This window comes from Flavobacterium sp. RHBU_3, assembly GCF_046613565.1.
In the GTDB taxonomy this organism is placed as follows: Bacteria; Bacteroidota; Bacteroidia; order Flavobacteriales; family Flavobacteriaceae; genus Flavobacterium.
This window is the reverse complement of record NZ_JBKJHC010000002.1, coordinates 121,216-135,926: the sequence shown is the minus strand read 5'-3', so window position 1 is coordinate 135,926 and position 14,711 is coordinate 121,216. Positions and strand designations below refer to the sequence as shown.

General features: G+C 43.1%; 17 protein-coding genes. 7 read left to right on the top strand and 10 right to left on the bottom strand.

Annotation, left to right across the window (positions count from 1 at the left end):
* The first annotated feature begins 42 nt into the window (after positions 1-42).
* From ACLI1A_RS02900 to ACLI1A_RS02880, 5 genes are all read left to right on the top strand, one after another.
* Entirely contained in the window at positions 43-588 is a 546-nt protein-coding gene (locus ACLI1A_RS02900) for a GNAT family N-acetyltransferase (RefSeq protein ID WP_411405905.1), read from the top strand.
* Positions 578-1,483: an oxygen-dependent coproporphyrinogen oxidase gene (gene hemF / locus ACLI1A_RS02895; RefSeq protein WP_411405903.1), complete on the top strand. Its 906-nt coding sequence runs from the start codon at positions 578-580 to the stop codon at positions 1,481-1,483. Before ACLI1A_RS02900 ends, hemF begins: the two co-directional genes overlap by 11 nt.
* Positions 1,484-1,526: 43 nt before the next feature.
* A complete protein-coding gene (locus ACLI1A_RS02890) occupies positions 1,527-1,892 on the top strand; it encodes a four helix bundle protein (RefSeq protein WP_411405901.1) in 366 nt (121 codons plus the stop codon).
* A gap of 21 nt (positions 1,893-1,913) precedes the next feature.
* Positions 1,914-2,909, top strand: coding sequence for a porphobilinogen synthase (hemB, locus tag ACLI1A_RS02885; RefSeq protein WP_411405899.1), 996 nt, complete (start codon positions 1,914-1,916; stop codon positions 2,907-2,909).
* A 175-nt stretch (positions 2,910-3,084) separates the two neighbouring features.
* The gene (locus tag ACLI1A_RS02880) at positions 3,085-3,480 is read left to right on the top strand and encodes a c-type cytochrome (protein ID WP_411405897.1); all 396 of its coding nucleotides are present in this window, start codon (positions 3,085-3,087) and stop codon (positions 3,478-3,480) included.
* Between the two features lie 49 nt (positions 3,481-3,529).
* Here ACLI1A_RS02880 and ACLI1A_RS02875 read toward each other — a convergent pair whose 3' ends face one another.
* From ACLI1A_RS02875 to ACLI1A_RS02840, 8 genes are all read right to left on the bottom strand, one after another.
* Positions 3,530-4,618: an MBL fold metallo-hydrolase gene (locus tag ACLI1A_RS02875; RefSeq protein ID WP_411405895.1), complete on the bottom strand. Its 1,089-nt coding sequence runs from the start codon at positions 4,616-4,618 to the stop codon at positions 3,530-3,532.
* 62 nt (positions 4,619-4,680) lie between these two features.
* Positions 4,681-5,061 carry a septal ring lytic transglycosylase RlpA family protein gene (locus ACLI1A_RS02870; protein ID WP_411405893.1) on the bottom strand — a complete coding sequence of 127 codons (381 nt, stop codon included), beginning with the start codon at positions 5,059-5,061 and terminating at the stop codon, positions 4,681-4,683.
* A gap of 1 nt (position 5,062) precedes the next feature.
* Entirely contained in the window at positions 5,063-5,539 is a 477-nt protein-coding gene (locus ACLI1A_RS02865) for a septal ring lytic transglycosylase RlpA family protein (RefSeq protein WP_411405891.1), read from the bottom strand.
* A gap of 81 nt (positions 5,540-5,620) precedes the next feature.
* Positions 5,621-6,055 carry a hypothetical protein gene (locus tag ACLI1A_RS02860; RefSeq protein WP_411405889.1) on the bottom strand — a complete coding sequence of 145 codons (435 nt, stop codon included), beginning with the start codon at positions 6,053-6,055 and terminating at the stop codon, positions 5,621-5,623.
* Positions 6,056-6,361: 306 nt separating this feature from the next.
* Positions 6,362-7,189, bottom strand: a complete 828-nt coding sequence (locus ACLI1A_RS02855) for a hypothetical protein (RefSeq protein WP_411405887.1) — start codon at positions 7,187-7,189, stop codon at positions 6,362-6,364.
* 3 nt (positions 7,190-7,192) lie between these two features.
* Positions 7,193-9,310, bottom strand: a complete 2,118-nt coding sequence (gene feoB / locus ACLI1A_RS02850) for a ferrous iron transport protein B (RefSeq protein WP_411405885.1) — start codon at positions 9,308-9,310, stop codon at positions 7,193-7,195.
* A gap of 5 nt (positions 9,311-9,315) precedes the next feature.
* Positions 9,316-9,549, bottom strand: a complete 234-nt coding sequence (locus ACLI1A_RS02845; protein ID WP_411405883.1) for a FeoA family protein — start codon at positions 9,547-9,549, stop codon at positions 9,316-9,318.
* A gap of 52 nt (positions 9,550-9,601) precedes the next feature.
* Positions 9,602-10,294, bottom strand: a complete 693-nt coding sequence (locus tag ACLI1A_RS02840; protein WP_411405881.1) for an SCO family protein — start codon at positions 10,292-10,294, stop codon at positions 9,602-9,604.
* A 165-nt stretch (positions 10,295-10,459) separates the two neighbouring features.
* On the opposite strand from ACLI1A_RS02840, the gene ACLI1A_RS02835 reads away from it, so the two are divergent.
* Together ACLI1A_RS02835 and ACLI1A_RS02830 are read left to right on the top strand one after the other, a co-directional pair.
* Complete coding sequence (locus tag ACLI1A_RS02835) at positions 10,460-12,517, top strand: M13 family metallopeptidase (RefSeq protein ID WP_411405879.1); 2,058 nt, start codon at positions 10,460-10,462, stop codon at positions 12,515-12,517.
* Between the two features lie 328 nt (positions 12,518-12,845).
* Complete coding sequence (locus tag ACLI1A_RS02830) at positions 12,846-13,508, top strand: response regulator (protein WP_411405877.1); 663 nt, start codon at positions 12,846-12,848, stop codon at positions 13,506-13,508.
* 60 nt (positions 13,509-13,568) lie between these two features.
* Here ACLI1A_RS02830 and ACLI1A_RS02825 read toward each other — a convergent pair whose 3' ends face one another.
* Both ACLI1A_RS02825 and ACLI1A_RS02820 read right to left on the bottom strand, forming a co-directional pair.
* A complete protein-coding gene (locus ACLI1A_RS02825) occupies positions 13,569-14,360 on the bottom strand; it encodes an NAD(P)H-binding protein (protein ID WP_411405875.1) in 792 nt (263 codons plus the stop codon).
* Complete coding sequence (locus ACLI1A_RS02820) at positions 14,360-14,710, bottom strand: hypothetical protein (protein ID WP_411405873.1); 351 nt, start codon at positions 14,708-14,710, stop codon at positions 14,360-14,362. The genes ACLI1A_RS02825 and ACLI1A_RS02820 overlap by 1 nt, the downstream gene beginning before the upstream one ends.
* Between the last annotated feature and the right edge of the window lies 1 nt (position 14,711).

The following is a 14,711-nucleotide window of genomic DNA, read 5'->3' as shown; positions in this document are numbered from 1 at the left end:
ACAACTAACAACCATCAACTGACAACTAAAAACACACTAAAAATGAAAACGTGGTTTACCGACAGGATAAGCAATGTAAAACCAACGGAGTTCTTTTCGCTGATAGAAAAGAACAAGGTACATATTAACCACACTTTCCCGGTTACTGTTTCGCTGTGTGACACACTTGATAAGACTACTGCGTTTTTTATAAAGGCCACAAACAACGAAGAGCGCGGCGAAAACTATTATTTTTTCCTGCGCGATGCCTCCAGTAACTCGCTTATAGGGTATGTATGTGTAAAGAACATCATACTGAGCATTATGAAGGCAGAGCTGGCCTATTTTATAGATGCCACTTACCAAGGCAGGGGAATTATTACCAGAGCAGTATCGGAAGTAGCCGATTTTTGTTTTAACACACTCGGATTTAATAAAATATACATTTGCGCAAACCCCGAAAATCACGGCAGTAAAAAAGTAGCCCTTAAAAACGGTTTTATACAAGAGGGCATACTCCGCAATGAGTTTAAGAACATGCACGGCGTACTGGAAGATGTGGTATACTACGGGCTGTTGAGATCGGAATACAAAAACAATGAAAGATAAATTTTACGCATACATACAACAATTACAAGACACTATAACTGCCGGTCTTGAAGCGGTAGACGGTAAGGCAAAATTCCGTGAAGACCTTTGGCAACGCCCCGAAGGTGGTGGTGGCCGTACCCGTGTGATAGAAAATGGCAACGTGTTTGAAAAAGGCGGGGTTAACATCTCAGCCGTACACGGGCCGCTACCCAAAGCCATGCAGGCGTATTTTAACGTGGGCGATGTTGACTTTTTTGCCTGCGGACTTAGCCTAGTTATCCACCCGAAAAGCCCAATGGTGCCTACCGTGCATGCCAACTGGCGTTATTTTGAAATGTACGACAAGGCCGGGAATGTAGTAGACAGTTGGTTTGGCGGCGGTCAGGACCTTACGCCGTATTACCTGTTTGATGAAGATGCCGTGCATTTCCATCAAACCTGTAAAACAGCCTGCGATAAGCACGATGCTACTTTTTACCCGCGCTTTAAAAAGCAGTGCGACGAGTACTTTTGGAATGCGCACCGCAATGAAGCCCGTGGTATAGGCGGCCTGTTCTTTGACCATTGTAAGGCTACTGAAAATTTCAGTATGGAGCAGTGGTACAACTTTGTAACCGAAGTAGGTAACAGCTTCCTGCAAGCGTATGTGCCTATAGTAGAACGTAGGAAAGATATTCCGTACACGGATGCAAACCGTACCTGGCAGGAAATCCGCCGTGGGCGCTATGTGGAGTTTAACCTGGTGCACGATAAAGGCACGTTGTTTGGCCTTAAAACCAACGGCCGTATGGAGAGTATCCTTATGAGCCTTCCGCCACACGTGCAGTGGGTGTATGACCACCATCCGGAAGTGGGTAGCGAGGAGGAACGATTAATAAAGATTTTAGCGGAGCCGAAAGAATGGGTAAATTAGTTTACGGTTAACAGTTAACAGTTGCTCATAATAATGGTTAAGAATGATTGATTACAGGAAATATTTAGTTTGGCAAAAGTCACATCAGTTGGTGCTCGATATGTATCGGGTTACCGCAACGTTTCCTAAGTCTGAGCAATTCAACCTAATTTCTCAAATAAACAGAGCTTGTCTCTCAATCCCTACAAATATAGCTGAAGGCTGTGGAAGGGAAACTCAGAAGGAACTAATTCGGTTCCTATATATTTCATCTGGTTTTGCACATGAACTCGAATATCTTTTGCTTGTTTCTAAAGATTTAAACTTTATAAATGGCGATACTTATATTAAACTAAATTCAGAGGTTAACGAAATAAAGAAAATGCTGGCTTCACTCATACGTAAAGTAGCTCAAACTGTAAACCGTTAACTGTAAACTTAAAACTAAATTATGTTCCCAATACACAGAAACCGCAGACTACGTGTAAACGAATCCATCCGTTCGTTAGTACGCGAAACCATACTAACACCAAATGACTTTATGTTCCCGATGTTTATTGCTGAAGGAACCAATATAAAAGTGGAAATACCAAGCATGCCGGGTATTTACCGCCGTTCTATAGACCTTACCGTACAGGAAGTAAAAGAGCTGTGGAGTCTGGGTATTAAGGCAGTAAACATCTACGTAAAGGTAGACGACAGCCTTAAAGACAACGCCGGCGTAGAATCGTGGAACCCTGACGGACTGATGCAACGCACCATAAAGGCCATTAAAGACGCCGTACCGGGTATGATAGTAATGCCCGATGTAGCACTCGATCCGTTTTCTATATACGGGCATGATGGTATTATTAAAAACGGCGACATTGCCAATGATGAAACGGTAGACGCATTGGTACGCATGGCGGTTTCTCAGGCCGAAGCGGGAGCCGACTTTGTAGCACCCAGCGACATGATGGACGGTCGTGTTATCCGCCTGCGTGAAGGACTGGATAGTGCCGGTTTCCATAACGTAGGTATTATGAGCTACTCGGCTAAATACGCGTCTTCATTCTATGGGCCTTTCAGGGATGCACTGGATAGCGCACCTAAAGAGGGTGGAGAAACTGCACCTAAAGACAAAAAAACCTACCAAATGGACTATGCTAACCGCATTGAGGCCATTAAGGAAGCCCTACACGATGTAGAAGAAGGCGCCGACATAGTTATGGTAAAACCGGGTATAGCTTATCTAGACATAGTACGTGAGGTTAAAAATGCTGTAAACGTTCCGGTATCGGTATACCAGGTGTCGGGTGAGTACGCTATGGTTAAGGCAGCTGCCGAACGTGGCTGGCTGGATCATGATAAAATAATGATAGAACAGCTGCATTGCATAAAACGCGCAGGTGCCGATATTATCAGTACGTATTTTGCCAAAGAAGCGGCTATTTTACTGAATCAGTAATATATTTGCCCTGCCTTTCCGAAGGAAAGCTTAGTGGCCTCATTTTTTGTTCAACCAAAGATTTGTGTACTTCGTGAAAAGCGTTGTGAGCCTTGTGGTAAAACATACCTCGCAAAGCCGCGAAGCCGCAAAAATTTTGGCAATAAAAAATAAGGAAAAGGAAAAACAAACAACGATGAAAAAGCTACTGACTATAACCGCAGCCTTAAGCCTTATGGCGTGCGGTGGTAAAAAAGCCGAGGAAAGCACTTCGGGTACCGTTGAAGTTTCTGAAGGTGATATTGCAAAACTAACCCCTCAGGAAACCCTGGGCCAGGAGATATTTGACGGTAAAGGCAACTGCTATACCTGCCATAAACCCGACGGGCCGGCGATAGGCCCCTCGATTAAGGAAATAGCGAAAGTATATCGCGAAAATAACGGCGATATGGTTACGTTTCTTAGAGGAAATGGCAAGCCAATTGTAAAACCGGAGCAGTACGAGGTAATGAAAACCAATTTCTACCTCACAAAAACCTTCTCAGACGAAGAATTAAAGGCAATTGAAGCCTACATGCACACCTACAAATAAAAAACGCGGAGAAAGGCTTCTCCGCGTTTTTATACTTTATTAGCTACTGTTAATTCAGTTCCCGCCACCACTGCGGTGTGGTATTTACTTTATCCAGATAAATCTTCTCCCCTATAATGGGTGTTACTATAGGTTGTTGTTGCTTTTCGGCTTCGGCTACCGCCCTGTTTATAGGTTCGTCCCAATCGTGTAATGCAAGTGAAAACTTTGCCCAGTGTACAGGCAAAAGCATTTTGGCACGCAACTGTCTTGCAGCCGTAATATTCTCTTCGGGCATCATGTGTATGTAATGCCACGCATGGTTGTACTGCCCGCACTCCAGTATTACAAGGTCAAAAGGGCCATACTGCGTGCCAATTTTTTCAAAATGGGTATCAAAACCACTATCGCCGCCCAGGTATAGCCTGAATGACGGCGTTTGCCATACTGCCGAAATGAATAGTGTGCCGTTTCGTTTAAAACCGCGTCCGCTAAAATGTCGGGCAGGCTGCGCAATGAAAGTAAAACCATCAAGAGTAGCACTTTCATACCAGTCAAGTTCGGTTATACTGTTAGGGTTGTAGCCCCAACGCTCCAGATGTGCACCGGTACCCAGGCCTGTTATTACCCTTTTTACTTTGGGCAACAGTTTTTTTATGGTTTTGTAATCCAAATGATCCCAATGGTCGTGTGACAGGAACAGGAAGTCGATTTCAGGCATGTCTTCCGCTGTGTAGGCATCACTACCTTTAAACGCTTTTACGTTTCCTATAGGCGAAGCGTTTCCGCTAAATACAGGATCGGCAAGCAATGTTTTCCCATCTGCCTGAATGAAGTAAGAGGAATGCCCGAACCAAAACAGTATGTTTTCATCCTTTGACAGGTTTTTCAGGTCGTGCTTTACAGTTGGGATAGGTTGCGCAGGCGCAGCCCTTTTGCTTTTGTTAAAGAAAAACTCATACATCACCTTCGGCATAGAAGCACCTTCGGCGAGCTGGGGAGTGTGGCTTAGGTTTTCAAAAGCGCCATTTTTGTAATGAGGGGAGGCAAGCATGCGTTCAAGGCGTTTGCCGGTAGGTTTTGCACCAAACAGAGGTTGCTGCATAAACAGGTATACTGCAAGTACTAATACCGCAATAACCACAATAAAAATAATCATGATACGATGTGTGTGATGGTAATAATAATGTCAAAATTACCTAAAAAACTGACAGCTTTACTTTATTTGGCAATTTCTATAGAAACTGTAAGCTTGCCGTGCGTTTTTTTATCGGAAATTTCCATGAAAGCTTTTTTGGTCAGGTCTAAATCGTAGCCTTTAGTAAAAGGGCCACGATCGTTAACAGTAACCACTACCGACTTTCCGTTTACTTTATTGGTAACCCTAAGCTTGGTACCAAAGGCTAATTTGGGGTGAGCAGCTGTATATTTGTTATTGCTGAATACTTCTCCGCTGGCGGTCTTTTTACCGTTAAACTTATCGGCATAGTACGTGGCCACGGCACTTTTTTCATACATGGAAAAAGCAGCTTTTTTAGCACTGCCGCAACTTGCAAGCACAAGCGATACAACAAGGAATAAAAAAACTGCTTTTTTAGCCATATTATTTTTTACCGATGATTTCTATTTTCACCTTAAAGCTGCCGCTTCCTTTTTTAGAAGCAATTTCCATAAAAGCCTGTCGGGTAAGGTCTATCTCGTATTTTTTGCTGTACGGGCCGCGGTCGTTTACCTTTACATCTACTGATTTGCCGTTGCTTTCATTGGTTACCCTAACCATGGTACCAAAAGGCAGCCTCATGTGTGCAGCAGTGTATTTTGAATTGTGGAAACGTTCGCCACTGGTTGTCTTACGCCCGTTAAACTTATTGGCATAGTAAGTAGCCAACACGCTTGTTTTATACAACGTAAGGTTATCTGAAGTTTCTTTAACTTCTTCGCATGCCGAAGCCACCTCAGTGGTGTCGGGCGATTTTGCAGTAGTACTTACTTTAGCTGGTACCGTTTCGGGTACCGCAGTAAAGGCAGTCAGTATGAAAAGGAGCACTGCTGTACTGAAAATAATTATGCTATTCCTCATAGATAAAATATTTTTGTCCGTTAGTTACACAATTACCATACCAAAGAACATATACGGCCTGAAAAGGCCACAAAAAAGAGCTTAACCTATCCAGTTGCTCCACGGTATTCTGCTTAGCAGCAATACCAGTCCGATGGCATAAAGCACGGCTATCTTTTTAAATTTAGCCGCGTCGCCCTCTGCTTTTTTATGTTTAGACCAGCCTATGGTTATCAGCGCAAGCGCTATAATGTTTATGGCAGGGTGCTCTACAAGCAAAGGCCTGAACGTATCGTTCATAATACCGCCTTCAGCATGAGCTGCATTTGCCCAAAGAGGCGATATGGCAAGCATTATTAAACCAAGCAACAACTGTACGTGCGAAAAAATAAGTGCAAACAGGGCTATTTTACGGTCGTTAGCTGTAAACGGCTTCTTTCTGGAAAGCCCAACAAACGAGTTTAGCGATGCTATAAGCAACAGGCCCAACACTCCGTAGGCCCAAAATGAATGCAGTTCTTTAATTGAATCGTACATAGTTTTCTAAATATTCAGGAACGCAAATATAGGGATTAGAACGAGAAAAAACCGCAAACAATTGCCATGTATTCAGAAAAGTACGTTTTTTTATATTCATTCTAAATAATAACAAGTCTGTAAATCAACACTTTAACTAAATCAAGAAAGAATGTTAATTTATAGGATAAAAAAGCTGTTTTAGTGGCATTTACAGTCGTCATCGCCACAGCCGACTTTCTTTTTTTTGGGCAAAAAGAACTTTTTTACCAAAAAAGCAGCAGCCAAAACCACCAACGCGTATGTGATAATATCTTGTATCATAACTTAAAAATAAACGCCCCCTCCCAGGGATAAAAAATTGTAATGCTGCGAAGCAATAACCTGCTTCTCAAAACCGCCGTTCACGAAAAATCGTTTTATATGGTAGCGAACACCCAAATCGTAGGCATGCACCGGTTTACTATTAATCCACGACCATTTAGTAGAAGCCAGCAGGCTGATGTTTGCCGGCAAAAACATTTCGCCGTTAAAACCAAAACTGAAACCGCCACGGTCTACCCCACTACCTACATAACTCATGCCAATTGTCCAGCCCAGGTTAAGCTGTGCCATACGCAGGCGATCGTACCCAAAATTAAAATAATACAACGCCAGGTCGTGATTACCTGTAGCAGTCTGTTGTTCAAAGATATGATAATAATCGGCATCCAGGTGAAATGCATGGTGCGGCCTTACCTTAACCGCCAGATGGTTCGCAAAAAGATCACTGTTCCTATACAGGAAATTATCCTTTACATCTACCCTGAACCTGTATTTGGTTTCGGGCTCCACCTCATCAAAGTTACCCGTAAGTTCGGTGCAATATGGGTAAGCCGAAAGATTGTTGTACAAGTGGTCTTCGGTGCTGTATTTACCAATAAGCCCGTAACGAAAAATCCCCAGGGTAATATCAACAAACAGACTAACATTTTCAGGGTCTGCATCGTCGTCGCCATCTTCATCACTGCTTTTACGCGAAGTAGCAGTGTTTCCAGACGAAGAAGAGGATCCTCCCGATAGTTCTTTCTTTGAAGTTTCTACTTTACTCTGTGCTACAGCGCTGTATGGCGCACAGAAAAGCGCAAGTATTGCAATGAAAATGGTTGGTTTCATGGTTTATTTTAAGAATTGGTAGGCTAATAACGACACTATGTAAGCCATTGAACTCATGCTTACTAATTGTATTAACGGCCATTTCCATGAATTAGTCTCTTTCTTTGTAATAGCAAGTGTGCTAATACACTGCATAGCAAATGCGTAAAACAGCAATAGCGACACACCAGTAGCAAAATTGAATACTTTTTCGCCGGTTGCGGGGTTTACTTCCTGTTGCATACGCTGGCGTATGGTTACCTCACCTGCGTTTTCATCATCGCTACTGCTACCAATATTGTAAATGGTGGCAAGCGTACCCACAAACACCTCACGCGCAGCAAATGACGACACTATGGCTACGCCTATTTTCCAATCGTATCCTAACGGACGAATGGCAGGTTCTATGGCCTTGCCGGCTATACCAATGTATGAGTGCTCTAAGCGGTAAGCATTTACGGCATCGTCTAATTGTTTTTGCGGCAGTAGTTGTAGTTGAGGATTTTGATTTACTATCTCGGCAGCATTTTTAAAATCGTTACCCGGCCCATGCGAACCCAGAAACCATATTACTACTGACAGCGCCATGATAATTTTTCCGGCACCAAAAACAAAAGCCTTGGTTTTTTCTACCACAGTTATGGCTACATTTTTAGCTAACGGAAGCTTATAATTTGGCATTTCGGCCACAAAAAAGCTTTTATGTTTCAGGTCGAGTATCTTATTCAGTATCCACGCTGCCAGTACTGCTGCAACAAAACCCAGCAGGTACAAGCCCATAAGCACAAGCCCCTGAAGGTTAAATATACCCAGTATGTTTTTTTCGGGAATAATTAGCGAAATAAGTATAGTATATACAGGCAGGCGGGCACTACAGGTAACAAAAGGTGTTACCAGCATGGTAATAAGGCGCTCGCGGGCGTTTTCTATATTACGAGCCGACATAATGGCCGGTATGGCACAAGCCGTACCCGAAATAAGCGGCACAACACTCTTGCCGTTTAGGCCAAAGCGTTTCATTATCTTGTCCATTAGGAATACCACGCGGCTCATATAACCGCTTTCTTCCAGCAGGGATATAAAGAAGAATAAAAAAGCAATTTGCGGAATAAAAATAACTACCCCTCCTATACCGGGTATAATACCCTTTGAAATCAACTCGGTAAGTTTACCGGAAGGCAGGTTAGCCGAGGCAAAATCACCCAGCCAGGCAAATCCTTCATCTATAAGATCCATAGGCACCTCGCTCCACGAGAATATACTCTGGAAAATAAGCATCAACACCGCAACAAATATCACATAGCCAAATACCTTGTGGGTAAGCACCCTGTCCAGCCTGGCGCGCAGGTCGTTTGCCTTACCTGCATCTATGGTTTGGCCCACCTTAAGCACGCTGTTTATAAACTGGTAGCGCTTTATGGTTTCCTGTTGCTGCATGCGCTTCAGGTCCGATTTGCTTTTGGTTACCGATGTACCCTGAATTTCTTTCCTGTCCAGCCTCCCGAAATTAACATCCTGGGTAATAACCAGCCACAACTTGTACAACAACTGGTTAGGAAACTGCTTCCTTAAACGGTCAAAATACTCAGGGTCTATACTGCTGGCATTAAGGCAAGGCTCAGTGCTCAGGCCTTTATAGTTAAGCAACAGGTCTTTAAGGTGGTCTATACCGGTACCTTTACGGGTACTTACCAGCGCTATACGGGTTTTAAGATGGTTTTCAAGGTAAGGAATATCCAGCGAAATACCTTTTTTATCCATACGGTCGGCCATATTAATAACCAGTATGGTAGGTATTTCCAGGTCTTTTATCTGGGTAAACAGCAGCAGGTTACGCTTCAGGTTCTCCACATCGCTTACAACAACGGCTACATCGGGGTAGTCCTTGTCGTTTTTATTCATCAGCAGCTCTATAACTACGCTCTCGTCCATTGAGCTGGCGTTAAGGCTATAGGTGCCGGGCAGGTCTATTACCTCGCCCCTTATGTTATCAGGAAGTTTACAAACGCCGCTTTTACGCTCTACAGTAATACCGGGATAGTTTCCCACCTGCTGGTTAAGCCCGGTAAGCTGGTTAAAAACTGAGGTTTTCCCTACGTTTGGGTTGCCTATAAGGGCTATTTTTATAGTAGTACCGGCCATTAAAATTACTGCGTTATAATGATAACGTCTATTTCGGCAGCGGTTTCTTTGCGAATGCTAACGTGGCTGTCGCTAACGTTAATGTATATAGGATCTCCCAGCGGGGCTATTTGTAAAAGCTCTACTTCATTTCCGGGCAGGCACCCCATTTCCAGTAGTTTAAGCGGAATAGCATCCACATTAAAGTGGGTGATTACGGCTTTCTGGCCTTTGCGAAGCTGGGCAAGATTCGTTTTCAACTTTTATTTAGAATAAATTCAGATTGCAAAAGTAACTAATAAAACTTTACCATCAGTCATTTTCGCGTAACCATTTAATGTCTTCCAAAAGTTGGGTTACGTTTTTTGTATCCCCTTCAGTAGGCTTATCCAGATTAGTACCGTCGTAGAAGCCACGGATGCGGCCTTTTTTATCTACCAGTATAAAATTCTCGGTATGTACCATATCATACAGTTCACTACTATCGGTAGTTTTTACAGCAAGGTAGCTTTTACGGGCTATGTAGTAAATATCTTTTTTATTGCCGGTAACCAGGTTCCATTTACCATCTATGGCACCTTTTTCATTGGCATAGGCACGCAGCACGGGTACGCTGTCTATATCAGGCGTTACCGAGTGCGACAGCAGCATTACATCGGGCATGGCTTTAATTTTATCCTGTAGCCATGTCATGTTTTTGGTCATTTTAGGGCAAATGCTCTGGCAGGTAGTAAAAAAGAAATCGGCCACATATATTTTGCCTTCATAATCTTTATTGGTTACCACTTTCCCGTTTTGATTGGTAAAGGAAAATGGTGCTATATGATGGTGGTGCGCTATGGCCACAACGCTACTATCGGCAAGCTCCGGGTTTACATCGGCAGGGCTGTATATTTTAAGGGTCTTTTGTGGCTTAAGTGCATTATAGAACAATGTAAGGATAACGGCAGAAAGCACAACAAATATCCCTATAACAATGCGGTATTTTTTAAGAGATGATAACATTCCCGTATTTTTTTTGCAAAGGTACAACAGAGCGGTATTGCACAGGCTGATTTGCAGATTTTTTTGAATATTTATCAACCCTCGTTAAACCTTTTTAAGTATTAACTGTCTTTTAGTGTAACTTTTGCCGTTATATTTGCACATATGTTACTAAAAACAAAAACAATGAAACGACTACTAAACGCAAAATATGCCGCTGCCATAGTTGTAGCCGGTAGTGCATTTTGCAGCCACCAGGCCGCTGCCCAGCAAAAACCGGGCATTAACCTGCAGTATATGGACACATCGGTAAAACCGGGTGACGACTTTTTTAGGTACGTAAACGGTAAATGGGTAGACGCTACCCAGATTCCGGGCGACAAAACCCGTTGGGGAAGCTTTGATGAGCTGCGCGAAAACACAAACAATGATGCGCTGGCTATTCTTAAAGAAGCTGCAGCAAACAAAAGCCTTAGCGCTACCAGCGACCAGGGTAAAGCAGCTAACATGTACCGTACCATTATGGACACCGTGGCGCGCAACAAAGCGGGTATTACTCCACTGAAACCGTATCTTAAACAGATTGACGCTATTAAAGACGTAAAATCGCTACAGGCGTTCCTTGCACAAATGGAGCTTGAAGGCGGTATCGGTTTTTTTGGTATTTACATAGGCGCTGATGCAAAAGACAGTAACAAAAACGTAATTACCCTTGGTCCGGGCAGGCTTGGCCTACCAGACAGGGATTACTATACCAGTGAGGATGCCGACTCTAAGGAAAAACGCGCAAAATACGAGCAGCACGTAGCACGTATGCTTAAATACATAGGCTATAACGAAAAAGACGCTACTGCCGCTGCAAAAAGGATTTTGGCACTGGAAACCGCTATGGCAACACCAATGTTGGACAAAGTAGCGCTACGCGACGACCGTATTACATATAACCCGATGACAGTTGCCGAGCTGCAAAAGCTTACACCATCTGTAAACTGGGATGCTTTCTTTTCGGCAATAGGATTAGGAAAACCGGAGACCATTATTGTAGCGCAGCCAAAATACATGACTGAGCTTGAAGCCATCTTTAAGCAAAAAAATGTAGCTGCATGGAAAGACTACCTTAAATGGAGCGAATTAAGAAGGTCTGCCGGAAAGCTTTCTACTGATATAGAAACCGCTAACTGGGAGTTTTACAGCAAAACCCTTCGTGGTGCCCTTAAGGAAGAAAAACGTGATAAAAACGCACTTCAAACCATAAACGGCGCGCTGGGTGAAGCTCTTGGACAATTGTACGTAGCTAAAAAATTCCCGCCGGAAGCAAAAGCTAAAGCCGAAGCCATGATTAAAAACGTAATGCTGGCTTTTGAAAACCGCATTAACCGCCTGCCATGGATGGCAAAATCTACAAAGGAAAATGCTGTACAAAAACTGCGTAACCTTACGGTAAAAATAGGCTACCCGGATAAGTGGAAAGACTACTCCGCACTAACCATTGCGGCACCGGAAAAAGGCGGTACTTATTTCTCTAACTCGGTTAACATTGCAAAATGGAGCTGGAAAGAAGATGTAGCCAAACTGAAAAAACCGGTAGATAAAACCGAATGGGGTATGGCACCACAAATTGTGAATGCTTACTTTAACCCATCATATAACGAAATTGTGTTCCCAGCAGCTATACTACAGCCACCTTTCTATGACTACCGTGCTGATGAGGCTGTTAACTACGGTGGTATAGGCGCTGTAATAGGCCACGAAATTTCGCATGGATTTGACGACAGTGGCGCACGCTATGATGCTAACGGTAACCTCGTAGACTGGTGGAGCGAAGAAGACCTGAAACAATTTACAGGCCTGGGAGGCGACCTTGCCGGACAATACAGTGCACTGCAACCGCTACCGGGTATTTATGTAAACGGTAAGTTTACCCTTGGCGAAAACATAGGCGACCTTGGTGGTGTAAACGCTGCTTACGACGGCCTTCAACTGTACCTTAAAGAACACGGAAATCCGGGACTTATAGACGGATTTACACCGGAGCAACGCTTCTTTATTTCATGGGCTACGATATGGCGTACAAAAATGCGCGATGAAGCCCTGAAGAACCAGGTAAAAACAGACCCACACTCGCCGGGTATGTACCGCGCTTACGTGCCGCTGCAAAACGTAGATGCCTTCTACCAGGCATTCGACATTAAACCGGGACAAAAACTATACGTAGAACCTGAGAAAAGGGTGAAAATATGGTAATTTAAAAAGGCCGCTCGTTTAACTGAGCGGCCTTTTTTTAATGCGTTCGGCAAGCACTTTCTTCATTTTGTTATAAATGATTCCAGCTTCATTATAAGCAGCTTCAATTTCAGTATTTTAAGATTTTATTAACCATTAACCCAAAAGCAAATCCATAAATTTAACAACATCAACAGCCATAGGCTTGCAAATTTTAACAGCCTGATAACAAATCATAAGAAAATGGTTACATTATTTATTAGTAATAACGATTTAATTGCGGATTTTCCGCAACTCACGTATTTGTATAAGCCGTAAATTTGCATTGCCAATAAATAAACCGCCCCAATTGAGCAACATATTACACGTCATTGCAGTAGACGACCATACGGTGGTTTTAGAAGGATACCACTACATGTTTCAAAACCTTGATCACAAAAATGATCATCTTAAATTTGTTAAGGCCCGCAATTGCGAAATGGCCTATAACACCGTAATGGCGCATAGAAATGAACCCTTCCATCTGGCGCTGCTTGATTACAGTATCCCGCAATACGAAGACCAAAAACTGTCATCTGGAGCCGATGTGGCCATGCTGATACGCAAAACCATGCCCAGATGTAAAATAATCCTTATGACCATGCATAAGGAAATAGATATTATAGCCAATATACTGGAAACCGTAAAACCCGAAGGCTTTATAAACAAAAGCGATTGTAGCACCGAAGAACTTCAGCACGCGTTTAAAGAAGTGCTGGATGGTAATATTTTTTACAGCAAAGCCATATCTAACTACCTGAAAAGAAAAGAAAAAGGCATAGTGCTGGAAGATATAGACGTGCGTATTATACTATTGCTGGCCAAGGGTATAAAAAACAAAAACCTGAGCAACTATATACCGCTTAGTGACAGCGCTATAGAAAAACGTAAGTACCGTATAAAACGCTTACTGGATATAGAGGGAAACGACGAAGACCTTATACACGAAGCCCGCTCGCAGGGGTTCATTTAATAATATTTAGCTCACAACCTCCAATGTATTTTTAGCCTGACAATATTGTTCAGGCTTTTTTTATTTTTCAAACGAAAAGCCTAACAAGTCCATCAATTTATCTTGTCCTTTTACAAACTTGCCTTTTAATGAACCCTCTACAAAATTTGGTAACGGCAAACCTAATTCAGCTGCTTTTTCGGTATAATACTCTTTACGGTTCTTTGTTTCAGGATGAACCGCAGTAAACACTTCACCCCAACAGTTTTTATCAATAACCGCGGTAAGAATGGCAAGGCATTCCTCTCGATTAATTAAGTTTACCGGCCCTTCAGGATTTTCCAGGTTCTGCCTACCTGCCAGGTGATATACCGGGTGGCGCTCCCCGCCTGTTAGTCCGCCCAGGCGTACTATAGTGGTTTTAAAATCGGTACACAACGCCAAAACCTGCTCCGCGGCCAGTACCTGCTTGCCGCTTTCTGTTTCCGGAATGGGTACAGTAGTTTCATCTACCTGTGGTAGCGCCTCACTTTCGCCGTAAACCGATATAGAGCTTGTAAAAAGCACTTTCTTTATTCCTACCGAAACAATATACGGCAAAAGGTTATTAAGCTTCTCAGGGTAAGAAATACCCGTTTCGGCACGCAGTTTCGGCGGAATGGCTATAACCAGTACATCGCTGCCTTGCAAAAAGGCTGTAATGGTACCTTCATCGGGGTTGTTTAGGTCAATACAATACGGCTGAACACCTGCTGCCTGTAGTGTAGCCAGCTTTTCGGGTGTAGTTACCGAACCTTTAACCGTATGGTTTTTTACTAATGTTTCTGCCAAAGGAAACCCCAACCAGCCACATCCTAATATAGAAATTTGCATTAAAACTCTCTTTTTACCAGTATATAAAAATCATTATCAAGCGGCATATACCCCTGTTCGTACACAAAGAAATAAGTATTACCGGTTTTGGTCTGCAAGATATTGGTAAAAAAATTAAAGTCAAAACCCCGCTCGTCCAGCCTGCTGCGGGTAGTTTTGGTTTTACCGTCAACATTCAGCTCACACAGTATACGGTAATTGCGGCGCAACTTATTGTTTACGTTGCGCATATAGTTATTGCTATCCTTGTTAATCTTGTTGTTCCAGGCATTCCGGCAGGCATCGCTGCAAAACTTTTTGTCTTCGCGGCCTATTATCTTATCGCCGCATTCCGGGCAGGTTTTTTCCATA